Genomic DNA, 24,615 nt, shown 5'->3' with positions numbered 1-24,615 from the left:
GTATGGTGTAAGATGAAGGAAGAAAAAGGCTGCGAGGCCGTCCTTTGCAGAAGGGTATATAAAATAGAAAATTAAAGGAGAACGATCAATGAGAGACCACAAAAAAGAGAGAGCCATTGCAAGAGAAAAAGCAAAAGAACTGGTGTCTAAAATGACACTTATGGAGAAGGCATCCCAGTTAAAGTATGACGCATCCCCAGTGGAGCGCCTGGGTGTTCCCACCTACAATTACTGGAATGAGGCCCTGCACGGTGTTGCCAGAGCCGGTGTGGCTACTATGTTTCCGCAGGCCATTGGCATGGCAGCAGTATTTGACGATGAAGAGATGAAAAAAGTGGGCGATATCATTGCCACAGAGGGGCGTGCAAAGTATAATGAGTATTCCAAACACGGAGACAGGGATATCTACAAAGGGCTGACATTCTGGTCACCAAATGTGAATATCTTCCGTGATCCACGCTGGGGAAGAGGCCATGAGACATACGGTGAAGACCCGTACCTGACCTCCAGGCTGGGTGTGAGATTTGTGGAGGGTATCCAGGGTGACGGTGAGGTGATGAAAGCCGCTGCCTGTGCTAAACATTACGCTGTACACAGCGGTCCGGAATCCATCCGCCATGAGTTTGACGCTGAGGCAACCATGAAAGACATGTGGGAGACATACCTTCCGGCCTTCGAGGCTCTGGTCACAGAGGCGGACGTGGAATCTGTCATGGGTGCCTACAACCGGACCAACGGGGAGCCTTGCTGCGGCCATACCTACCTTATGGAAGATGTTTTAAGGGGAAAATGGAACTTTGAGGGACATTTCACTTCTGACTGCTGGGCGATCAAGGATTTCCACGAGAACCACAAGATCACAAAAAATGCCAGAGAGTCCGCTGCACTTGCCCTGAAAAAAGGGTGTGATGTAAACTGCGGGAATACCTACCTGCACCTGCTGGGCGCTATAGAAGACGGCCTTATCACAGAGGAGGATATCACGCTGGCAGCCGAGAGACTGTTCACGACCCGTTTCCTCTTAGGCCTTTTTGACGGAAGTGAGTATGACAATATTCCGTACGAAGTGGTTGAGTGCAAAGAGCATGTGGAGAAAGCCCTGGATATGGCAAGAAAGGGCTGTGTCCTTTTAAAGAACGACGGTGTCCTGCCTCTTGACAAGTCAAGACTGAAGACCATCGGTGTGATCGGACCAAATGCGGACAGCCGTGCATCCCTCATTGGAAACTACCACGGAACTTCCTCCAGATATATTACCGTTCTGGAAGGCATCCAAGATGAGGTGGGCGATGACGTGCGCGTGCTCTATTCAGAGGGCTGCCACCTGTATAAAGACAAAGTGGAGAATCTGGCATGGAACCAGGACAGGATCTCAGAGGCTGTCATTACAGCAGAACACAGCGATGTGGTGGTTCTCTGTGTAGGCCTGGATGAGACGCTGGAAGGGGAAGAAGGAGATACCGGAAACAGTGATGCGTCCGGTGACAAACATGACCTTCATCTGCCGAAAGTACAGGAGGAACTCATTGAAAAAGTGGCAGCAGTGGGCAAACCCACCATCGTAGTGCTTATGGCAGGCAGTGCCATAGATATGAATTATGCGGATGAAAACTGCAATGGCATTCTTCTTGCCTGGTATCCGGGGGCAAGAGGCGGAAAAGCAGTGGCAGATCTGCTGTTCGGCAAGGTATCACCTTCCGGAAAACTTCCGATCACATTCTACAGAGATTTGGAAGGAATGCCGGAGTTCACGGATTACAGCATGAAAAACCGTACATACCGCTACATGGAAAAAGAGGCACTCTATCCCTTCGGATACGGGCTGACATACGGTGACGTGAACGTGACGGATGCAGAGATCACAGGGGAAGTGACCGCCCAGTCAGATATTCAGGTAAAGCTGACAGTGAAAAATGACGGCAGCACAGCAACGGAGGATGTGGTACAGATCTATATCAAGGATATGGAATCCCCGCTGGCCGTTCGCAACTGCAGCCTGTGCGCATTCAAACGTGTCTCCCTGGCAGCAGGCGAGAGCAGGACCATAACAGTTACCGTTGCCGGCGCAGCTATGAATGTTGTGGATGAGAATGGTGAACGCCGCGTTGACAGCAGACATTTTAAATTGTTTGTTGGAACCTTCCAGCCGGATGCGAGAAGTGAGAAACTGACAGGAAGAAGACCAGTGGAACTGGATTTAAACATATAAGACAGGAGAGATGGATATGAGGAAAATTTTACGGAAACTGTTGCTTTTGGGTATTGTCTCATCCTTGACAGCCGGGGTACTGTCCGGCTGCGGCCAGGAGACCAAAGCGAAGACTTCCTCCCAGGAGAAGACGGAAAAGACAGAGACGAAAAAAGGGAAAAGTGAAGTAAGATCCGCAGAAGAGAAGCCCGGGATGACAGTGTCAGAACATCCTCAGTTCATCTCAGACGGAGTCCGCAGACTTGTGCTTGTACAGGACGGAAGTGAGATATTCAACCTGTCCAAGGAGCCTGCTGATTATAAGATGGATTTTGACTATTGGGAAATACTGAATCCCTATGATGAGATCGCAACAGTCAATACAGAGACCATGTACACTCTGTTTGATATGCTGAAAGAGATGGATCTGACTGCTCCCGTGGCAGTGGAAGACGGGGTGGATACAGGCATTGCAGGTACCTCCACAAAAATCACCATTGACTTTGTAAATACCCAGGATGCGGATACCGCCAAACAGACAAAATATGCAGACAGTACAGCAACGCTTCTCATAGGCGGTGCGGACGGGGAAGGAAACCGTTACGCGGCTGTGGAGGGATATGAAGATGCTGTGTACAGAGTTCCCTCCGCTTTGCTGGACGCTGTTTACGGATTGAATCCTTTTGACTACATCCTGAAAGTCCCGGCTCTCATAAATATCGAGACTGTGGAAAGCGTGGAGATCCGGACAGGCGGCAAAACATACACCATGGAACCGGCCCAGGACCGGTATAAGATGAACGGGAAGAAAGTGGAAAAAGAGGAGTTTACGGATGTCTATCAGGCCCTTTTAACTGTGATGCTGGATTCCGAGATAGAGGAAGGCAGCCAGCCGGAAGGTGACAGGGAAGAGAAGCTGCGTGTGGTGTATCATAGAAATACGGAGGATGCCCCCCAAGTGGAGATGGTATATTATTCCTATGATGATACCTATGACAGTATTTCCATTAACGGCAGTGAACATTTTCTGGTGAGATCCGCGGATGTGGATGCACTGACAGAGCAGATAAAAAAAGCGTTTTGATCATATGAAATAAAGAAAAAAGTTACGGTCAGCGCAGTGAAGGCGCAGACCTACTGAATAGTTACGAAAAAAGAATCATGCTGCAGATAGAGAGTCATGCGGCATGGTTCTTTTTTGTGAGATATCCGTTCTTCCCGGCTCTTGAAAAATCCTTCCCTGACTGCTATAGTTAAAAAACAAATTCGGTTTTTCCCTGTAATAACTCTGCAACATAGAGCGCTTATGCTGTAAATGTAAAAGAAAATTGTTATAAGACAGGTTTTGAAAAAGAGGAGGAATCAAGATGATGCGTAAAAAATTAAAACAGCATAAGACCGCAGCCGTAGCGGTGGCGGCAGCTCTGTGTGTCACTGCAGCAGCGGGGACTCTGGCGGTTTACGGACAGAATGCGGCAGAGAAGCAGGTAAAGGAGACGGCGGAGGAGAAGTTATCACAGGAGGAGCAAGCAGTTTATATACCCTGGGATGAAGATACGCTGTACAAAGAAACCGTGGAGAATCAGGATATTGTGAAGCAGGTGTGTGAAAAATACGGCCTGGATCCCAACAGCGCCACCATGAAAGACATAACCCGCGAGATGAGAAATTATGAGGAAGCGCTCTGGCTTCTGGATGAGATGGGGGAAAAGCCCCTTCTGACAGAAAAGGGAGAGGGAATGGACTCACTGGAAACTTATATTGGTGATGTCTACGCTTTTGACGGCGGAAAGCAGGTCCTTGAGTCCTATTGCCGGGAGCATGGGCTGCATGCGGAAAGTGCCCGGATAAAAGATTTGACGGCAGAGGATCTGGTGGCTATAGGCGAGATTGCTTATGACACTTCGGAGCATCCGAAAAACTGACAGAAAGGCAGAAACAAATGGCAGATATTTTAATAGTGGAAGACGAGCAGGCCATAAATGAACTGATGAAAAGAACTCTGGCTATGACGGGGCACAAATGTTCTCAGGCATACACCGGCAGGGAAGCACTCAGGGCAGTGAAAAAGGAGAGACCGGATCTAGTGCTCCTGGATATTAACCTTCCGGATAAGGACGGATTTCAGGTGATGGAACAAATAGGTGACGTTCCGGTCATCTATGTGACAGCCAGGGACGAAGTGACAGACCGGGTTAAGGGACTGAACAGCGGCGCGGAGGATTATATAGTGAAGCCGTTTGCCATGGAGGAGCTGGTTGCCAGGGTTCAGGTAGTGCTCAGAAGGTTCCACAGAGAAGAAAAAATTTTTGCCATTCATGACGTGAGGGTAGATATAGAGAGGCACAAGGTCACAAAAGCAGGGGCAGATGTGGAGCTTACCAACCGGGAGTTTGAGCTTCTTAGGGTACTTCTGGTCAACCGGAATATAGCGCTTTCCAGAAACCAGCTTCTGGATATGGCCTGGGGAATGGACTATTTCGGAGATGACAGGACTGTGGATGTCCATATCCAGAGGATCCGGAAAAAACTGGGGTTGGAGAGCTATATCAGGACCGTTTTTAAATACGGATACAGACTGGAGATATGATATGCAGCTTTGGAAGAAAAATTATCTGGCAGCGTATGTGCTGTTTCTGGTGATCCTCAATCTCTCCCTGCTTCTTCTGTCCACCATGGGATTTAAGAATGATCTGGAAACCCGTATGGATGATGTGATAAAGCGGCAGCAGCAGCTTGCCTATACGGTGGAGGGGCTGATCGGCGCGGAGGGCGGGGAGGATAAGCTGATCTACCTGGGACAGGGATATTACAGGAACAGGATCTATATTAACGTGAGCCGCGGGGAGAGGACCATTGTGAACCACCTTCCGGAAGGAGTGGGGATCGCCGGAAATGCGGATATTGTCACATATAAAGGGGAACGCCATGCAGCGGTCATGGGACAGACCGGCACCGGGGAGGATGACTGCCATGTAGTCTATATGGAGAACATACAGGATTTATACCGCGGGCAGAACAGAAGGCTGTTGGCCTTCCTGGTGACGGGCCTGCTTCTGGAAGCTGTGATCGGCTCCATGCTTTATATGACCATGAAGAAAATATACATGCCGATCAATAACATAGCACATGAACTGCGGACCCCTTTGACGGTACTGCAGGGGTACGGACAGTATATCCAGATGGGCAGGATCACGGAGGAGGACCGCTTCTTTGCCGGGGAGCAGATCGTAAAGGAAGCCTGCAGCCTCAGAGAGACGGTGGACAGACTGCTGGTCATGGGAAATCTGAGGGAAGGAAATATTAAGTATCAGAGGGCTGATATGGAGGGACTGCTTGAGGAGATGAAAAAGTTATACCCCTGTATTCATGTGGAAAACCATATGGGGATCATAGAGGGGGATGTATCCCTGGTCAAATGCCTGTTTAAGAATTTGATCAGCAATGCGGTAAACGCAGGGGAGCATGTGACCGTGACAGCTTCGGATCACTGTGTGAGTATATGGAACGACGGAAAATACATAGAGAAGCAGAAGCTGAACTACCTGAACCGGAACCATGAATTTCCAAGGGCAAAAGCCGAACGGAACGGTTACGGAATTGGCCTGTGCTATGAGATCGTAAAGCTCCATGGATGGAAGATGGACTATGAATCCTCAGAAGAAAAAGGGACAACCGTAAAAATAAAAATATAACCGGATACTCCAAAGGGAAGGGTGCCGGACCCGCGTTTCTGCAGCGCAGGTCCGGTACCCTTCCCTTTGATAGGAGCAGAACCTTACTCGTGCAGTTCCAGTGGAAGGCCGTCCGGGTCAAAAAAGAATGTCATTTTCTTCCCTGTAAAATCATCGGTGCGCACAGGCTCTGTCTCAATACCTTTACTGTGCAGCCATGCAACTGCCTCCTCCATATCCGCAACGGCAAAGGCCAGATGACGGAGTCCGCAGGCCTCCGGGCGGTTAACGCGGGCCGGCGGGTTCTTTACCCCGAATATCTCCAGCTCACAGTCACCCAGGCGCAGATCCAGCTTCCAGTCATCCCGCTTCGCACGGTAATTTTCCCGAATGACCTCTAATTCTAATTGGTTTACATAAAAGTCCTTTGCCTTTTCATAGTCTGATACAATAATAGCAACATGGTGTATGTGATCAAGTGTCATAAAAAATCCTCCTTAACTTAAAGTAAATGCGTCGTAACAAAAGCTTTGCAAAGCCCTATCCGCTCATGATATCCCTCTTAAACCGCTGTTTTCTTGACATCATACATGGTATCCGGGAATCTCAGGTGCAGAAAGTGTACCACGTTCAGTATAGCATGACTTCAGGCATGTTAGGAATTTTTAAATAATATCTTTATAATTTCTTTCGTTTTTTTACAATTGCTTCTTATTTTTTCACTGGTAAGATAAAGCCATAATAAAGAAGAGGAAATTGCCTGTAACTGTGATGGTACTGAACAGTTACGAGGAAAGAATAAAAGGAGGGGAAAGAGATGGCTAGAGACATGGTGGTAAGAATTTCAGAGGGCGTGAGAAGACAGTTTACACAGGAAAGATTTATAGCAGCAGAATATGACAGGGCCTATTCCCTGACAAGTATGATCTTATTTTTCTTTTCCGCATCAACAGTCGGATGGCTGTGGGAAGTATTTCTTCACATATTTATTGACGGGGCGATCATCAACAGAGGAACCACATGGGGACCATGGCTTCCCATCTATGGTGTGGGCGGTGTGATGACCCTGGTATTATTGAAAAGATTTGCCGACAAGCCGCTTCATGTATTTGTATTTGCGTACGTGGGCAGCGGTATTCTGGAATATACAACGGGGTGGGCACTGGAACAGTTCCGGGGCGTAAAATACTGGGACTACAGTGAAAGCCTGTTTAACATTAACGGCCGTGTGTGTCTGGAGGTACTGGCACTGTTTGCAGTGGGTGCCTGCGCGATCCTTTATATCGCAGCACCGGTTATGGATGATCTGTTCAGAAAGATCCCCCGGACAGGAAAGATTGTACTCTGTACTGTGCTGATCACTTTGTTTACGGTTGATTTGGTGTTTTCAGCCATATACCCCAAAATGGGGCCTGGGATCACTATGGATGTTTCTGAAACCACAAGATGGATATTTTAACGCCGGAGGCGTAGACTAATAGATTTGACCTAATAAAAAAGGTATTGCCGTACACAGGGCAGTGCCTTTTTTATATTGTACAGGGAAAAGGCGGCTGGGCATGGGGAAGCCTGGGAGGGTGAGGCGGCTGAAGCGTTACAAATACTGCTTGTGCTATCTGAGAAAAAAAGATATGCTGTAAGAAAAGAGAATAGATCAGGGAGGTAGCTATGTTCTATACAATTGACTATGAAAATTGGGAGAGAAAAGAAATTTTTGAACGTTTTGCAGGATATACTTATAATCTGACCGCGGAGGCAGATGTCACGGATTTTTTAGAGGCCATACATGAGAAAGGTTACAAATTCTATCCGTCCATATGCTGGTGTATTGCCAATACAGTAAACAGTGATGTGGATTTCCGCTATGCAAAAGTGGACGGAGCCATAGGGTATTACGAGAGGCTGAACCCTTGCTATACGCTTATGCGGAAAGGGGAAGGGCATCTGTTTACGCATATGGTCACCGATTTTGATAAGGATTTTGACAGCTTCTATAAAGCGTTTCTGGAGGATAAGGAGAAGGCCGAGAACGGCAGCACCCTGTACTATTATGGAAATCCTGTCCCGGGCTGCGTGGACATAACCATATTGCCAAACACAGCGTATGCATCCATCTGCTATGTGCGTCCGGCTTCCTTTGTAAATCCGGAATCGGGCAGCGAGAGTTACATACCTTTTATCACAGTGGGAAAGTATCAGGAGAGAGACGGAAGGATGAAGATGTCCGTGACGGGGAACTTTAACCATGCAGCAAATGACGGGTATCATGCAGAGAAATTTTTCCGTATGCTCCAGGAAAATCTGGATACGTTTTCTGCATAGCCTGTGCAGCCGCGGGCAGGAGTCTGGGTTTTTGCGCGGATACAGATGATCAGGCCGGGACGCGGATATCTGCGCCCCGGCCTGATGGTTTACATAAAATTTACCGGCCCTGATATTGGAACCAGTCAAAGTCAGCGTGACCGGTGCTGGGCTGGTGGTTGGAACTGGTATACATGCCCAGGTAGACGCCTGTAAAGCCGTTGTTTACAACAGAGCTTAAAAGAGAGGCATCCACGCCGCACAGGAAAGGAAGCAGTTCGGATTCGCTGTATCCGTAATAAAAATCGTAGTCAGTGGTATTTCCCTGAACACTTAAATACAGGCGTTTGCTGTCCTTTATTTCTGTTTCTTTTACCAGAGTGCGGCAGCCGTTTTCTGTTTTGTAGAACTGCAGGAAAGGTGTGCCGTCTTTTTTCTTCATAACCATCAGATAATGGAAACGGTCATCCTGTACAAGCGCGATACCTGCCTCCTCACAGTCTGAAGCAGGCTGAAACTCCATGGCGGTTTTTGCCAGAAAGCTTTTGTGCCGTTGTCTGCGTCCAATGAAAGACGGGGTGCAGATCTCTTCCATGACCTGAGGCCTTGTCATAAGGCGCAGAAAGCCAGGGCGCTCTGTGAGAGAATAGAAGGCTTCTATTGGAGGGTGGATGGTATTCCACTGCATCTGGAGGGTTTCATCTTCAAAATTGTCGGATTCCGGCATAAGCGGATATACGGTGCGGGGCAGTTTGGGAAGGCGCTCCTCCTCCTGTACAAGCCCTGTTTCATTGTCGATCATAGGCCAGCCGTCTTCTGCCCATACGAAAGGCACCATGAAAGTCTCACGTCCGAGATTGTAGTGCCCGCCCCGGTAGGGGCGCACAGCCAGCAGCACCATCCACCATTCTCCATTCTGGGTCTCCACAATATCTGCATGTCCGGTAACGGAGATTGGATTCAGGAGAGGCATATGCCTGTGTGTCACAATAGGATTCCTGGGACAGATCTCATAATCACCGTCAATGGTACGGCAGCGCGCCATCTGCACACTGTGGGTGACAAAGGTACCGCCCTCTGCCACTAACAGGTAATAATATCCGTCCTTTTTATAAATATGGGGAGCCTCGATCCACTTGCTCCTTGTTTTCTTTCCGTCCCAGATAATGGTTCTGGGGCCTTTGAATTGCAGGGTATCGGGGTCTAATTCATTTAAGTAAATGCCGTGATGCCCTTCATAGAGCTTCTCTTCACTGATGAAGTTACCCACGTACCATACAGAGCCGTCATCATCAAAAAACAGACTGGAGTCGATGCCGTCAGCACCTTCCACCACAACCGGGTCACTCCAGGGTCCTGCAGGATTTTTTGCTGTTATGATATAATTATCGCGTTTTGCCTCACGTCCTTCGGAAACGAACGTATTAATAATATAAAAGGTCCCTTCATGGAAACGGATGCTGGGCGCCCAAAGCCCCTCACTGGTTTCGCAGTTTTTGTAGTTGAGCTGATCCGGCCTGTGGATGCCGTGGCCGATCTGCTCCCAGTGGACCAGGTCCCTGCTGTGGAAAATGGGCAGTCCCGGATAGTAGACAAAGGATGAGGTCACCATGTAGTAGTCATCCCCCACACGGCAGATGGATGGGTCCGGGTAAAAACCCGGCAGAAGCGGGTTGTGAAAAGTTTCTTTTAGCATATCGTATTCTCCTTTACAAAATTTCTCCATTTTCTTCATTATAGGCAGGGAATCCATTTTGGTAAATAGAAAAAAACGCCTTTTCCCTGGAAAAAAACGTGATAAAAACATTTTTACAAAACCTGCTCCGTATAGTATAATGGGCAATACAATGAAAGTAGTAACAACATAATACATATGAACAGGAGAAAACTATGGATTTATTAACGTTATTTACGCTGGCGGTTGGCCTGTCCATGGATGCTTTTGCTGTTTCCATCTGCAAAGGGCTTTCCATGGAGAAGCTGAGCATAAAGAACATGACAGTCGTTGGCCTCTGGTTTGGCGGATTCCAGGCGCTGATGCCGGTGATCGGTTATCTGCTGGGAGTACAGTTCAAGAGCAAAATAACTGCCATTGACCATTGGATCGCTTTTATCCTGTTGGGATTTATCGGTATCAATATGATACGGGAGTCCCTGGATAAAGGGGAATCCTGTCCTGTGGCCGGGGTGGATGTAAAGACCATGTTCCCTCTGGCTGTGGCAACCAGCATTGATGCGCTGGCAGTGGGGATCACCTTTGCCTTTCTGGATGTGGCCATCGTTCCGGCGGCCAGCTTCATCGGCATTGTCACATTTGTCTGTTCCATCTTTGGAGTGAAGGTGGGAAATGTCTTTGGCACAAAGTACAAAGCCAAAGCGGAACTTGCGGGCGGTATTATACTGGTGCTTCTGGGGTTGAAAATACTGTTGGAGCATCTGGGTATACTGTGATAAACAAGGAATCAAAAAAGAGAGAGGAGAAATGAGATGAAAAAATTGTTTAAAAGCCTTCCGGTGCGTCTGCTGATCGGCGTAGTTCTGGGTATGGTGATCGGCCTTGTGGCAAACGAGGCTGTCATGAATGTGGTGGTGACTGTCAAATACATTCTGGGGCAGGTGATCACCTTCTGCGTTCCCCTGATCATTATTGGATTTATTGCGCCCTCCATCACCAAGATGGGAAATAACGCCTCAAAAATGCTGGGCGTGGCCTTGTCCATCGCCTACATTTCCTCCATCGGAGCTGCATTTATGGCAATGGGGGCAGGATACGGGCTGATTCCCCACCTGTCCATACAGTCCGAGGTGGAAGGGCTGAAGGAACTGCCAGGTGTGGTGTTCCAGCTTGATATCCCGCAGATCATGCCGGTTATGAGTGCGCTGGTATTTTCCATCATGCTGGGTCTGGCGGCAGCGTGGACAAAAGCCCGCTATACAACCGCCATTCTGGATGAGTTCCAGAAGATCGTGCTGAAGATCGTGACAAAATTCATTATTCCCATACTGCCGTTTTTCATTGCTTCCACCTTCTGCGGACTGGCATATGAAGGAACGATCACAAAGCAGCTTCCCGTATTTTTGAAAGTCATTGTCATCGTCATGGCAGGACATTACATCTGGCTTGCGCTTCTGTACGGTATAGCCGGTGCATATTCCGGAAAGAATCCGATGGAAGTCCTGAAATACTACGGACCTGCTTATCTGACCGCAGTGGGTACCATGTCCAGTGCTGCGACTCTGGCAGTGGCTCTTGAGGGTGCAAGAAAGTCAAAAGTCCTGAGAAAAGATATGGTGAATTTCGGTATCCCTCTGTTTGCCAATATCCACCTGTGCGGTTCTGTGCTGACAGAGGTATTCTTTGTCATGACAGTATCTAAAATACTCTATGGTGAGCTGCCGTCTGTGGGGATGATGGTGCTGTTCTGTATGCTTTTGGGTGTGTTTGCCATCGGAGCACCCGGTGTGCCGGGCGGTACGGTCATGGCGTCCCTGGGACTTATTACAGGCGTCCTGCTCTTTGATGAGACGGGAACCGCTCTGATGCTGACCATCTTCGCACTTCAGGACAGCTTCGGAACAGCCTGCAATGTGACCGGAGACGGTGCCCTGACTCTGTTTTTAACAGGATATGCGGAGAAACACAATGTGAAAGAGCAGGAACTGAATATAGAATTCTGATCGTGATCTTGCCACAGGTCTGCGCCGGACTGCATTTCATGCAGCCCGGCGTTTGTCCTGTCGGAACAAACCGGCAGAAGGCAGGACTGTATGGAAAAAAACACATGCAAAGGGGTGTCTTTTAAGAAAAAACACTTGTGTTTGTCAGACGAATATGATAAAGTATAAAACGTTGTGAAAACAACGGCTCTGGAGAGTCTCAGTAAGAGCGCCGAAGGTGTACAGCAGTTTCATCAGCTGCCAATCTCTCAGGCAAAAGGACAGAGTATACACAGATAATATCTTGTATATGTTTTGTCGTACTCTTATGGAGGCTGTGGGAAACCACAGTCTTTTTTGTTCATGATAACAGAAAATGTGTGGTATTTATGAAAAAGAGAGGACGGAAGAAAAAATGTTACAGGTAGTTTTGCAGAAAGTGAATGATTTTATCACATGGTTTGACCAGGTGGTGTGGGGACCGCCGCTGATCGTTCTGATCCTCACCATAGGTATTTACCTGACGGTGAGAATGGGATTTTTACAGATCAGGCACCTGGGAAAAGCACTGAAGTTCATGGTTAAGAATGAGGATGGGGGCAACGGTGAGGTGACCAGCTTCGGCGCCCTCTGTACAGCCATGTCAGCCACCATCGGTACGGGTAATATTGTGGGAGTGGCAACCGCTCTTGCGGCAGGCGGCCCGGGAGCACTGTTCTGGATGGTGCTGGCAGCCTTCTTTGGTATGGCCACCAAATACGCAGAGGGTGTGCTAGCCATAAAATACCGTACCATTGACAGTGACGGACATGTGCTGGGCGGACCTTTTTATTATATAGAAAACGGCATGGGAGTCAGATGGAGATGGCTGGCTAAGATATTCGCCTTTTTCGGAGCCGGCGTGGGACTTCTGGGGATCGGAACCTTTACCCAGGTAAATGGTATATCCTCTGCGGTATGCAACTTTTTTGACCCGGAGAAAGCCAATACGGTATCTCTGCTGGGCAGCAGTTATTCTATTGCCACCGTCATCGCAGGCCTTATCCTGACTGTATGCGTGGGCCTGGTAGTCATCGGCGGGCTGAAGCGGATCGCACAGGTTTCTCAGGTTGTTGTGCCGTTTATGGCTGTTTTGTATTTTATATTTGCGTTTATTATCCTTGTGACCCATCTGGGAGAGATCCCGGCGGCGGCTGTATCCATTGTAAAAAGCGCGTTTTCCGGCAGTGCCCTGGCAGGCGGTGCCATGGGGACCATGATGGTTGCCATGCAGAAGGGAATTGCCAGAGGTATTTTCTCCAATGAAGCGGGACTTGGCAGTGCGCCTATCGCAGCCGCCGCAGCACAAACAAAATCTCCGGTGCGTCAGGGGCTTGTATCTATGACAGGTACTTTTATTGACACCATTGTCATATGTACAATGACAGGCCTGTCCATCGTTGTGACGGGAACCTGGAACACAGGGCTGGAGGGTGTGGCTATCACCACCGCCGCATTCCAAAAAGGGCTGCCGTTTCCTCCTGTTGTGGCGTCGGTAGTGCTGATGGTATGCCTTGTGTTTTTTGCCTTTACTACCATCCTGGGATGGAATTATTATGGGGAGCGCTGCATTGAATACCTTTTCAACAGAAACAGGAAAGTGGTCAAGGGGTACCGCTGGCTGTATATCCTGGCAATCTTTATCGGACCTTATATGACTGTGCAGGCTGTATGGAACATTGCCGATATCTTCAACGCCCTCATGGCATTCCCCAATCTGATCGCGCTGGCTGCTCTGAGCCGTGTAGTGTTTGCGGAGACAAAAGCTTATTTCGGGAAATCGGCTGCTGAACAGGAGAATGGTATCTCAGAGGTGCAGGCAGGATTGTAGAGAGCTAAGATATGGACGGAGGTGTCGTATAGCAATGCGTACAGACATACTCCGGAACATCCGGAAGTGAAAAAACGGCTGTCAGTTAGAAATGCAGCCGTAATTTTCCTTCCGGTTTTTTTATATAAAATAAATGGATAAAAATAGTAAAGATTAGACTATGCAAACTTGTCGAAATGTATTATAATAAGAACAAAGAAAGTGGTAACAGTTCAGACAAGCTGAACCGTTACGCATCCAGCCATTAAAAATCGCTTCGCGATGGGCAGGATGCCTGCTGGCACTACTTCTTCATGCGGTCAGCGCAGTAAATGCGCAGACCTGTCTGAACTGTTACAGAAAGTGTTCCGGTTTAAGGAAAATTAAGAGATTTGCTGTTGCAACTTGTCGAGAAAAAAGGTATCATGAAATGGAATATCTAGTGTAAGCGGAGATGGGAGTATAATGATGGAAGACGAAAGAGATCTGGAGTACGAGCGGCGAAGACAGGAACGCATGCGCAGACGAAGGCTTGAGAAGAAGCGGCAGATGCGCAGACGAAGGATAATGCGCCTGGTAGCTATGGCAGCAGTATTGGTGCTGGTGATCGGTCTGGTGGGAACAGGCATACATAAGCTGATATCGGGTAAGACAGGGGTCCCGAAGGAAGGCGCTGTGGAGGTTAAGGCTCAGACGACCTCCCAGGAAGATACATCAGCGGCCACAAAACAGCCGGTTATGGGAGCCGCAGATTTGGCGAAAATGGCATCCGCCGGTGTGATGGGCTGGCAGCAGGATGACAAGGGCTGGTGGTACCGTGATACGGACGGAACCTTTTTTAAAGGTGGATGGAAAGAGATTGAAGGCTCAAGATACTATTTTGATGAGAACGGCTATATGAAGACCGGATGGCTGGAGCTGGACGGTGAAGACTACTTTTTTGATGACAGCGGAAAATACGACGAGACAAAGAAGCGGCCCATGGTTGCTTTGACTTTTGATGATGGTCCGGGGGAACATACAGAAGAACTGCTGGATTGTCTGACAAAAAATAATGCAAAGGCTACATTCTTTATGCTGGGTTCCAATGCAGCGGCATTTCCTGATGTGGTGAAGGACTTGAAGGATGCCGGTATGGAACTGGGAAATCATACATATGACCACCTGGATTTGACTACATTGGATTCAGAGAGTGTCACCAGTCAGATCAAAAGGACCAATGATGCCATTTCCGGTGCGGCAGGTGTGCCTGCGACTGTGATGCGCCCGCCGGGCGGTGCTTATAATGAGTCCGTGCAGGCCGCAGTTGGGATGCCGGTGATCATGTGGAGTATTGATACAAAGGACTGGCTGACTAAGAGTGAGGACCAGACGTATCAGGTGACTGTTGACAATGTTAAAGACGGTTCTATCGTCCTGATGCACGATATTCATGAATGGTCTGTAAAAGCAGCTATTCGTGTGATCCCGGAACTGGTGGAACAAGGCTACAAACTGGTAACCGTAAGTGAATTGGCAGAAGCCAAGGGTATAAAGCTGGAAAATGGTGCAGCTCATTACTTCTTCGGCGAAGGAGAGCAGCAGGTAGAGTAGTGCGGCAGGAGAATTACGGACATACCCCCTCAGACAGAAATGCCTGAGGGGTATTTTTATGTCCATTATGAGAACTGGTATGGTTAAAAATGTCAAAACTGGCATTTGAAAAAAGGACAGATGACGTCTATAATTCATAACAACCAAAAGAATAAAGGTTTCTCACAAGAGAGGAAAAGCAGAAAGGGAGTTAAGAATGGAAGACAGATATACGTTGAATAAGGAGTTGGCCCAGATGCTGAAGGGCGGCGTTATCATGGATGTAACCACACCGGAACAGGCCAGGATCGCGGAGGAGGCAGGTGCCTGTGCGGTCATGGCGCTGGAAAGAATACCTGCGGATATCCGGGCAGCAGGCGGTGTGGCGAGAATGAGTGACCCGAAGATGATCCAGGGAATCCAGGCGGCTGTATCCATACCGGTTATGGCAAAATGCAGGATCGGGCATTTTGCGGAGGCACAGATCCTGGAGGCCATAGAGATTGATTACATAGATGAAAGTGAGGTCCTCTCCCCTGCGGATGATGTATACCACATAGACAAGAGAAAATTTCAGGTACCTTTCGTGTGCGGAGCAAAAGACCTGGGTGAGGCACTGCGCAGGATTAATGAGGGCGCGTCCATGATCCGCACAAAAGGGGAGCCGGGCACAGGAGATATTATCCAGGCCGTGCGCCATATGCGTATGATGCAGGGGGAAATACGCAGGATCACCTCCATGGAGGAGGATGAGCTATATAACAAGGCAAAGGAACTTGCAGTTCCTTATGACCTGGTGGTGTATGTGAAGGAACAGGGAAAGCTTCCTGTGGTCAACTTCGCGGCAGGTGGTGTGGCAACTCCGGCAGACGCGGCGCTGATGATGCAGCTTGGAGCAGAGGGCGTGTTTGTGGGTTCAGGCATCTTTAAGTCAGGGAATCCCCAGAAGCGCGCGGCTGCAATTGTAAAAGCGGTGACAAACTATAAGGATGCCGGGATGATAGCAGAGCTGTCCATGGATCTGGGGGAAGCTATGGTAGGCATTAATGAGCAGGAGATAGAACTGCTCATGGCTGAGAGAGGGAAATGATGAGGATTGGTATTCTGGCACTTCAGGGTGCCTTTGCAGAACACAGGAGTATGCTGGAAGGCCTGGGAGCAGACTGCGTGGAGATCAGGCAGAGGGCAGATCTTATGGGGGATCTGGATGCTCTTGTTCTTCCCGGCGGGGAGAGTACGGTCATGAGGAAACTGCTCACAGAACTTAAACTTCTGTATCCGATCAAGAAAAGTATTGAGGATGGTATGCCGGTTATGGGAACCTGTGCCGGTTTGATTCTGCTGGCTGAGCATGTGGCGGGAGGGGAGCCCTGCTTCGGAACAATGCCGGTCACTGTCAGGCGCAATGCTTACGGCAGGCAGTTGGGAAGTTTTCAGACTGCCGGGGACATGAAAGGAATAGGGCAGTTTCCCATGACATTTATACGGGCACCTTATATAGAAGAAGTGTGCGGTGATGTGGAGATCTTGTCTGTCATAGGCGGAAAGATAGTAGCAGCCCGTTATGGCAGTCAGCTTGGCCTGGCTTTTCATCCGGAGCTTACAGGCAATCCTGAATTACACAGGTATTTTATAGAGGAGATATGCGGCAGGTGATCACAGGGGAGTGAAAGATAGGGAGGCCCATTTGCGGGACCTCCCTATTGATATAGAAGAGTTATTCTCCATAATATGCCTTTAAGTAAAGATCTTTCATCTCAGACATCAGAGGATATCTGGGGTTAGCGCCGGTACACTGGTCATTGAAGGCGTTCTCAACCATTTCATCCAGTGTTTCCAGATAGGCCTTTTCCTCAATTCCATAATCTTTGATGGTTTTCTTGATACCCACCTTTTCCTTCAGTTCAGCAATGGCTTTCAGGAAGTTTTCAAATACCTCATCCTCATCTTTACCCTGGATACCGATAAAACGTGCGATCTCGCAGTATCTCTCTTTTGCGTGAGGATATGGATACTGGGAGAAGGTTCCCATCTTGACCGGAGCAGGATCCGCATTGTAGCGCATGACCAGTTCGATCAAGAGCGCATTGGCTACGCCGTGGGGCAGGTGATGGTAAGCGCCAAGTTTATGTGCCATGGAGTGGCAGATCCCCAGGAAGGCATTGGCAAAGGCCATACCGGCAAGGGTGGACGCATTGGCCATCTTCTCTCTGGCAACAGGGTCAGCGGCACCTTTTTCGTAAGCTGCGGGCAGGTAGTCAAAGATTAGTTTTACAGCCTTTAAGGCCACACCGTCTGTATAATCGGTTGCCATGATGGAAGCGTAAGCCTCCAGTGCGTGGGTCAGGGCATCAATGCCGGATGCGCTTGTTAAGCCTTTGGGCTGTGTCATCATAAAGTCTGCATCAATGATGGCCATGTTTGGCAGAAGCTCATAGTCTGCAATGGGCCATTTGGTTCCCGTGACTTCGTCTGTGATAATGGCAAATGGTGTTACCTCAGAACCGGTACCGGAGGAAGTGGGGATGGAGACCATCATAGCTTTTTCCCCCATTTTCGGGAAGGTGTAGACTCTCTTGCGGATATCCATGAAATCCATAGCCAAATCTTCAAAATCACATTCCGGGTGTTCATACATGAGCCACATGATCTTTGCCGCATCCATGGAGGAACCGCCTCCCAGGGCAATGATCACATCAGGTTCAAAGGCTTTAAGCTGTGCCAGTCCCCTTTGAGCGCACTGGAGCGTGGGGTCAGGTGTGACATCAAAGAAGCAGCTGTATGGTATGCCCATTTCATCCAGTTTGTCGGTGATCGGTTTTGTGTGGCCGTTTTTGTACAGGAAAGTATCGGTTACCAGGAAGGCCTTTTTCTTGCCATAGACATTTTTCAGTTCATCCAGGGCAACAGGCAGGCAGCCCTTTTTAAAATATACTTTTTCAGGTACTCGGAACCACAACATGTTTTCTCTCCTCTCAGCAACCGTTTTGGTGTTCAGCAGATGCTTTACGCCTACGTTCTCAGACACGGAGTTGCCGCCGTAAGAACCGCAGCCCAGTGTGAGGGAAGGGGCAAGTTTAAAGTTGTAAAGATCACCGATGCCGCCCTGGGCGGAGGGGGTATTGATCAAGATACGGCAGGCTTTCATGCGGTCTGCATGTTTTTCCATCTTTTCTGTCTGGGACGGGTGGATATAGAGCGCTGCTGTATGTCCGTAACCTCCGTCTTTGACAAGCTGGTCAGCCATATCAAGAGCTGTATCAAAATCCTCGGCTTTGTAGAGCGCAAGGACGGGGGAAAGCTTTTCATGGGCAAAAGGTTCGGAGACGTCTACAGAGGATACTTCCCCGATCAGTATCTTTGTATTTTTTTCCACAGTCACACCAGCCATCTCGGCGATCACAGAGGCAGGCTGGCCAACGATTTTGGGATTTACGGTTCCTGCGTCTGTCAGTATGATTTTCCGTACTTTATCCAATTCTTCGCTGCTCAGTACATGGCAGCCTCTTTTTACAAATTCCTTTTTCACATTATCATAAATGTCGGCAATGGCGGTCACAGACTGTTCCGATGCACAGATCATGCCATTGTCAAAGGTTTTGGAATGGATGACAGAGTAAACCGCAGTAGGGATATCGCAGGTGCTGTCCATGATGACAGGGGTGTTGCCCGGTCCGACGCCGATGGCAGGTTTTCCGGAGGAATAGGCGGCTTTTACCATTCCGGGACCGCCTGTTGCCAGGATCACGTCCACGGATCTCATCAGCTCATTGGAAAGCTCAATGGTGGGTTCCTCCACCCAGCCGATGATTCCCTCGGGTGCCCCTGCTTTCACTGCAGCTTCCAGGATGATTCTGGCTGCTTCAATGGTGGATCTTTTTGCACGGGGATGCGGGCTTATTAGGATGGCATTTCTGGTCTTCAGGCAGATCAAACATTTGAAGATAGCAGTGGACGTGGGATTCGTAGTAGGGATGACAGCTCCCACAATTCCCACAGGCTCTGCAATCTTTTTTATGCCGAATGATTTGTCTTCCTCCACCACACCGCAGGTTTTTACTCTTTTATAAGCATTGTAGGTGTACTCAGCCGCGTAATGGTTCTTGATCACTTTATCTTCCACAATACCCATTCCGGTTTCGGCTACAGCCAGCTTTGCCAGCGGGATACGTTCCTTGTTGGCAGCCATAGCGGCGGCGAAAAAGATCTTATCTACCTGCTCCTGGGTATAGGATGCAAATATTTTCTGGGCTTCTTTCATAGAAGCGATTTTTGCCTGTAATGCCTCCAGGCTGTTCACGGTCTTTGGCATTTCTGCTTCTGTTTTCTTTTCCATGTGATATCCTCCCTTATAATGAATTGATAATTTTTTAACGATAAACGCATTATATAATACTGTTAAAAGTTTGTCAATATATAAAGTGAAAATTGATTAGTTAAATTTTGCCAGTGTTTGTACAAGGAATAGATATTTAACTTGATGTAAAAATTTATTTAATATTGAAAATAGAAAAAAACAATATAAAATTCTGATAATTAAGAGGGGATTTCACAAAGGCATGATGGGAGAAAAGGTAAGAAATTGATAAAAAATAAACGAAATCAAGCGGGGAAATGGGCGGGTGAAAACACCCGCCCATATAAATTTCAGGATTATTTATTCTCCGTAATAAGCTTTCAGATAGATTTCTTTCATCTCAGACATCAGCGGATATCTGGGGTTGGCGCCTGTACACTGGTCATTGAAGGCATCTTCCACCATCTGGTCCAGGGTAGCAAGGAATGCTTTCTCGTCTACGCCATATTCTCTGATCGTCCGCTTGATCCCAACTCTTTCTTTCAGCTTGGCAATGGCTTCGATGAAATTGTCAAACACTTCATCATCGTTTTTGCCCTTGATGCCGATAAAACGTGCAACCTCGCAGTACCTCTCCTTTGCGTGAGGATAAGGATACTGGGAGAAGGTTCCCATCTTAACCGGAGCCGGGTCAGCGTTGTAGCGCATTACCAGTTCGATCAGCAGGGAGTTGGCTATGCCGTGCTGTACATGATGGTAAGCACCCAGCTTATGTGCCATGGAGTGGCAGATTCCCAGGAATGCATTGGCGAAAGCCATACCGGCCAGTGTGGAGGCATTTGCCATTTTCTCCCTTGCAACCGGGTCGCCGGCGCCGTTCTCATATGCGGACGGCAGATAATCAAAGATAAGCTGTACCGCTTTCAGCGCAATACCATCGGTGTAATCGGTAGCCATAATGGAAGCGTATGCTTCTAAGGCATGGGTCAGGGCGTCAATACCGGAGGAGCTTGTCAGTCCCTTTGGCTGGCTCATCATGAAGTCCACATCTATGATCGCCATGTTTGGCAGAAGCTCATAGTCTGCGATAGGCCATTTGGTGCCGGTGGTCTTGTCTGTGATGATGGCAAAAGGTGTTACCTCGGAACCGGTACCTGAAGATGTGGGAACAGATACCATCAGTGCCTTTTCTCCCATCTTGGGGAACTCATAGACTCGCTTGCGGATATCCATGAAGTCCATGGCTAAATCTTCAAAATCACATTCCGGGTGCTCATACATGAGCCACATGATCTTGGCAGCATCCATAGCGGAACCGCCGCCCAGGGCAATGATCACATCAGGGCCGAAGGCATTTAACTGCTCCAGGCCTTTCTGCGCACACTGCAGAGTGGGGTCAGGTGTTACATCAAAGAAACAGCTGTACGGAATGCCCATCTCATCCAGTTTGTCTGTGATCGGTTTGGTATGGCCGTTCTGATACAGGAATGTATCGGTTACCAGGAAGGCTTTTTTCTTGCCGTATACGTGTTTCAGCTCATCGAGAGCAACCGGCAGACAGCCTTTTTTGAAATATACCTTTTCCGGGACTCTGAACCAAAGCATGTTCTCTCTCCTTTCGGCAACGGTTTTGGTATTCAGCAGGTGTTTGACACCTACGTTCTCGGATACAGAGTTGCCGCCGTAGGAACCGCAGCCCAGGGTCAGGGACGGAGCCAGCTTGAAGTTGTAAAGGTCACCGATCCCTCCTTGGGAGGATGGGGTGTTGACCAGGATACGGCAGGCCTTCATGCGGTCTGCGTGCTGTGCCATTTTCTCCGTCTGGGACGGATGAATATATAAGGATGCAGTATGTCCATAGCCGCCGTCTTTGATCAACTGGTCAGCCATGTCAAGTGCTGTATCAAAGTCCTTTGCTTTATAGAGGGCAAGGACAGGGGATAATTTCTCATGCGCAAACGGTTCTGAGATATCCACGGAAGTTACCTCACCGATGAGGATCTTCGTCTCTTTGGGGACAGTTACGCCTGCCATCTCTGCAATGACTGCTGCAGGCTGGCCTACGATCTTAGGATTGACGGTACCGGCTTCTGTCAGGATGATCTTGCGTACCTTGTCCAGATCTGTCTTATTTAATACATGGCAGCCTCTCTTTATAAATTCCTTTTTCACGTCATCGTAGATATCTGCCACTGCAGTAACGGACTGCTCAGAAGCACAGATCATGCCGTTGTCAAAGGTCTTGGAATGGATAACAGAATATACCGCTGTAGGAACATCACAGGAGCTGTCCATAATAACTGGAACATTACCGGGACCGACGCCGATCGCCGGCTTCCCGGAGGAGTACGCGGCTTTGACCATTCCGGGGCCGCCTGTTGCCAGGATAACATCCACGGATTTCATCAGTTCGTTGGAAAGCTCAATGGTGGGCTCTTCAACCCAGCCGATAATACCTTCCGGCGCGCCTGCTTTCACTGCGGCATCCAGTACGATCTTCGCTGCTTCGATGGTACATTTTTTAGCTCTCGGATGAGGACTGATGATGATGGCATTTCTTGTTTTCAGACAGATCAGACATTTGAAGATAGCTGTGGATGTGGGGTTGGTGGTGGGGATGACCGCACCTACGATGCCCACCGGTTCAGCGATCTTTTTGATGCCGTATGAGGTGTCCTGTTCCACCACGCCGCAGGTCTTAACACGTTTGTATGTGTTATAAGTATACTCGGCTGCGTAATGGTTCTTGATAACTTTGTCCTCCACAATGCCCATTCCGGTCTCGGCGACAGCCAGCTTTGCCAGCGGGATACGCTGTTTGTTAGCTGCCATGGCTGCCTCGAAGAAAATCCTGTCTACCTGCTCTTGTGTGAAGGCGGAAAACTTTCTCTGTGCTTCTCTCATGGAAGCGATCTTTTCCTGCAGTGCTTCCACGCTGTTGATGGGTTCCGGGGCTTTGTTCTCTGGTTTTTTTGCCATAGAAATCCTCCTTAAAAATTTTTTGGTTTGAGCCCTTACTCATTGAAGTACCTGAAGTTTTTATGTTCCGTCTTGTCTGTTGGTATAAATTATCTTACCATAAAATGGATGTAAAAACAATAAAAACCAACAAGTATTTTGTATAAATTATTAAAAGTCAGAATATTGCAGAATATTCTGAAAAATATAGACAAAAGTATGCCGCCATACCTGAAAAAGATATGACGGCATCGGTATTTCTTATTTTTTATACCCTTCACGTTTACGGAGACGGGAATCCAGAATCTTTTTGCGGATCCTGAGTGACTTGGGGGTCACTTCAAGCAGTTCATCCGTGTCAATAAACTCCAGGGCCTGCTCTAAGCTGAGAACCTTAGGCGGAGTAAGCTTCAGGGCTTCATCAGCGGAGGAGGAGCGGGTATTGGTCAGATGTTTGGTCTTACATACGTTCAGCTCAATATCTTCCGGTTTGGCGCTCTCGCCAATCACCATACCGCTGTACACTTTCTCTCCGGCGCTGACAAAAAGTGTACCTCTGTCCTGGGCGGAGAAGAGGCCGTAGGTTACGGTCTCACCTGCCTCAAAGGCAATCAAAGAGCCAAGCTTGCGGTAGAACATATCACCTTTGTACGGAGCGTAGCCGTCGAAGGCAGTGTTCATGATTCCGGTACCCTTTGTGGAGGTAAGGAAATCGCCGCGGAAACCGATAAGTCCTCTGGAAGGGATATGGTATTCCAGACGCACGGTTCCGTCACTTGACGGGCTCATGCCCTGCAGTTCACCTTTACGTTCATTTAATTTATTGATGATGGTTCCTGAGAATTCTTCCGGTACATCTATATAGGCGATCTCTACCGGTTCCATTTTCTTGCCGCGTTCATCCTCGTGATAGATGACTTCCGCTTTGCTGACTGCGAACTCGTAGCCTTCCCGCCGCATATTTTCAATCAATACGGAGAGATGAAGCTCACCCCTTCCGGATACTTTGAAGCAGTCTGTGCTCTCTGTATCTTCCACGCGGAGACTCACGTCAGTGTTCAGCTCGCGCATCAGGCGCTCCCTTAAATGGCGGGAGGTGATGAATTTACCTTCCTGACCGGCCAGGGGGCTGTCATTTACCAGGAAATTCATGGAGATGGTAGGCTCTGATATTTTCTGGAAAGGAATGGCTTCCGGATTGTCCGGTGAGCAGAGGGTATCACCGATATGGATGTCCGCGATACCGGATATGGCTACAATAGAACCAAAGCCTGCTTCTTTTACCTCTACTTTTCCAAGTCCGTCGAATTCATAGAGTTTGCTGATCTTAACTTTTTTCTTTTTATCCGGGTCATGATGGTTCAGAAGGAGCACTTCCTGGTTTACGGAGATGGAACCGTTCTCCACCTTGCCCACACCGATACGTCCTACATATTCATTGTAGTCAATGGTGCTGATAAGAACCTGTGTGCCTGCTTCCGGGTCACCTTCCGGGGCAGGGATATATTTGAGAATGGTCTCAAATAAAGGCTCCATATTCTCCGGTGAATCAGATAAGTCCAGAACTGCATGACCTGCCTTGGCGGAGGCATACAGGAACGGACAGTCAAGCTGGTCGTCAGAGGCATCCAGATCCATAAGGAGCTCCAGCACCTCGTCGATCACCTCATCGGGACGTGCTTCCGGACGGTCGATCTTATTGATACATACAATAACATGCAGGTCAAGCTCCAGGGCTTTTTTCAGCACAAATTTGGTCTGGGGCATAGCGCCCTCGAAGGCATCCACCAGCAGGATGACGCCGTTCACCATTTTCAGGACACGCTCCACTTCGCCGCCGAAATCTGCATGGCCCGGTGTATCTATGATATTGATCTTTGTATCCTTATAGTAAATTGCTGTATTTTTAGAAAGTATTGTGATACCGCGCTCGCGTTCAATATCATTGGAGTCCATAACGCGTTCCTGGACTTCCTGGTTTTCGCGGAAGACACCGCTCTGTTTCAGAAGCTGATCCACGAGAGTTGTTTTGCCGTGGTCAACATGGGCAATGATTGCTACGTTTCTGATGTTTTCTCTTTTCGTTTTCATAAATAACCTCTTTTCTAATGGAAAAACC

At 48.5% G+C, this 24,615-nt stretch carries 18 protein-coding genes and 1 riboswitch; of the genes, 13 read left to right on the top strand and 5 right to left on the bottom strand.

Features of this window, described 5'->3' with window-relative positions:
• The first annotated feature begins 88 nt into the window (after nt 1-88).
• The 5 genes from CI595_RS21275 to CI595_RS21255 all read left to right on the top strand — a co-directional run bounded on the left by CI595_RS21275 (nt 89) and on the right by CI595_RS21255 (nt 5,883).
• Nucleotides 89-2,209 (top strand): glycoside hydrolase family 3 C-terminal domain-containing protein, encoded by a 2,121-nt coding sequence (locus CI595_RS21275; protein WP_095175617.1) that lies wholly within the window; start codon nt 89-91, stop codon nt 2,207-2,209.
• 16 nt (nt 2,210-2,225) lie between these two features.
• Nucleotides 2,226-3,272 carry a DUF4340 domain-containing protein gene (locus CI595_RS21270; protein ID WP_095175616.1) on the top strand — a complete coding sequence of 349 codons (1,047 nt, stop codon included), beginning with the start codon at nt 2,226-2,228 and terminating at the stop codon, nt 3,270-3,272.
• A 283-nt stretch (nt 3,273-3,555) separates the two neighbouring features.
• A complete protein-coding gene (locus CI595_RS21265; protein ID WP_095175615.1) occupies nt 3,556-4,113 on the top strand; it encodes a hypothetical protein in 558 nt (185 codons plus the stop codon).
• A 17-nt stretch (nt 4,114-4,130) separates the two neighbouring features.
• Entirely contained in the window at nt 4,131-4,778 is a 648-nt protein-coding gene (locus CI595_RS21260; protein ID WP_095175614.1) for a response regulator transcription factor, read from the top strand.
• 1 nt (nt 4,779) lies between these two features.
• Complete coding sequence (locus tag CI595_RS21255; protein WP_162291938.1) at nt 4,780-5,883, top strand: sensor histidine kinase; 1,104 nt, start codon at nt 4,780-4,782, stop codon at nt 5,881-5,883.
• 83 nt (nt 5,884-5,966) lie between these two features.
• Here the strand turns inward: CI595_RS21255 and gloA2 are convergent, their stop codons facing one another.
• On the bottom strand, nt 5,967-6,347 hold the full coding sequence (gloA2, locus tag CI595_RS21250; RefSeq protein ID WP_095175612.1) for an SMU1112c/YaeR family gloxylase I-like metalloprotein: 381 nt from the start codon (nt 6,345-6,347) through the stop codon (nt 5,967-5,969).
• 332 nt (nt 6,348-6,679) lie between these two features.
• Between gloA2 and CI595_RS21245 the strand changes: the two genes are divergently transcribed.
• Nucleotides 6,680-7,321: a putative ABC transporter permease gene (locus CI595_RS21245; RefSeq protein ID WP_095175611.1), complete on the top strand. Its 642-nt coding sequence runs from the start codon at nt 6,680-6,682 to the stop codon at nt 7,319-7,321.
• 209 nt (nt 7,322-7,530) lie between these two features.
• Nucleotides 7,531-8,184 carry a CatA-like O-acetyltransferase gene (locus CI595_RS21240; protein ID WP_095175610.1) on the top strand — a complete coding sequence of 218 codons (654 nt, stop codon included), beginning with the start codon at nt 7,531-7,533 and terminating at the stop codon, nt 8,182-8,184.
• A 100-nt stretch (nt 8,185-8,284) separates the two neighbouring features.
• Here CI595_RS21240 and CI595_RS21235 read toward each other — a convergent pair whose 3' ends face one another.
• The gene (locus tag CI595_RS21235; RefSeq protein WP_095175685.1) at nt 8,285-9,859 is read right to left on the bottom strand and encodes a glycoside hydrolase family 43 protein; all 1,575 of its coding nucleotides are present in this window, start codon (nt 9,857-9,859) and stop codon (nt 8,285-8,287) included.
• Nucleotides 9,860-10,053: 194 nt separating this feature from the next.
• On the opposite strand from CI595_RS21235, the gene CI595_RS21230 reads away from it, so the two are divergent.
• From CI595_RS21230 to pdxT, 6 genes are all read left to right on the top strand, one after another.
• A complete protein-coding gene (locus CI595_RS21230; RefSeq protein WP_095175609.1) occupies nt 10,054-10,614 on the top strand; it encodes a manganese efflux pump MntP in 561 nt (186 codons plus the stop codon).
• A 36-nt stretch (nt 10,615-10,650) separates the two neighbouring features.
• Nucleotides 10,651-11,841: a dicarboxylate/amino acid:cation symporter gene (locus CI595_RS21225; protein WP_095175608.1), complete on the top strand. Its 1,191-nt coding sequence runs from the start codon at nt 10,651-10,653 to the stop codon at nt 11,839-11,841.
• Between the two features lie 179 nt (nt 11,842-12,020).
• Nucleotides 12,021-12,115, top strand: a riboswitch (glycine riboswitch).
• A 120-nt stretch (nt 12,116-12,235) separates the two neighbouring features.
• Entirely contained in the window at nt 12,236-13,690 is a 1,455-nt protein-coding gene (locus CI595_RS21220) for an alanine/glycine:cation symporter family protein (protein WP_095175684.1), read from the top strand.
• 444 nt (nt 13,691-14,134) lie between these two features.
• Complete coding sequence (locus tag CI595_RS21215; RefSeq protein ID WP_095175607.1) at nt 14,135-15,262, top strand: polysaccharide deacetylase family protein; 1,128 nt, start codon at nt 14,135-14,137, stop codon at nt 15,260-15,262.
• Nucleotides 15,263-15,458: 196 nt separating this feature from the next.
• Nucleotides 15,459-16,331 carry a pyridoxal 5'-phosphate synthase lyase subunit PdxS gene (gene pdxS, locus CI595_RS21210; protein WP_095175606.1) on the top strand — a complete coding sequence of 291 codons (873 nt, stop codon included), beginning with the start codon at nt 15,459-15,461 and terminating at the stop codon, nt 16,329-16,331.
• Nucleotides 16,331-16,897, top strand: coding sequence for a pyridoxal 5'-phosphate synthase glutaminase subunit PdxT (gene pdxT, locus CI595_RS21205; RefSeq protein WP_095175605.1), 567 nt, complete (start codon nt 16,331-16,333; stop codon nt 16,895-16,897). The genes pdxS and pdxT overlap by 1 nt, the downstream gene beginning before the upstream one ends.
• A 61-nt stretch (nt 16,898-16,958) precedes the next feature.
• Here the strand turns inward: pdxT and adhE (CI595_RS21200) are convergent, their stop codons facing one another.
• From adhE (CI595_RS21200) to typA, 3 genes are all read right to left on the bottom strand, one after another.
• Entirely contained in the window at nt 16,959-19,577 is a 2,619-nt protein-coding gene (gene adhE / locus CI595_RS21200; protein WP_095175604.1) for a bifunctional acetaldehyde-CoA/alcohol dehydrogenase, read from the bottom strand.
• Nucleotides 19,578-19,898: 321 nt separating this feature from the next.
• Nucleotides 19,899-22,517 (bottom strand): bifunctional acetaldehyde-CoA/alcohol dehydrogenase, encoded by a 2,619-nt coding sequence (adhE, locus tag CI595_RS21195; RefSeq protein ID WP_095175603.1) that lies wholly within the window; start codon nt 22,515-22,517, stop codon nt 19,899-19,901.
• 240 nt (nt 22,518-22,757) lie between these two features.
• Complete coding sequence (gene typA / locus CI595_RS21190; protein ID WP_095175602.1) at nt 22,758-24,587, bottom strand: translational GTPase TypA; 1,830 nt, start codon at nt 24,585-24,587, stop codon at nt 22,758-22,760.
• Between the last annotated feature and the right edge of the window lie 28 nt (nt 24,588-24,615).

Source organism: Blautia hominis (assembly GCA_002270465.1).
GTDB lineage: Bacteria > Bacillota > Clostridia > Lachnospirales > Lachnospiraceae > Blautia > Blautia hominis.
This window is presented reverse-complemented; position numbering and strand designations above follow the sequence as displayed.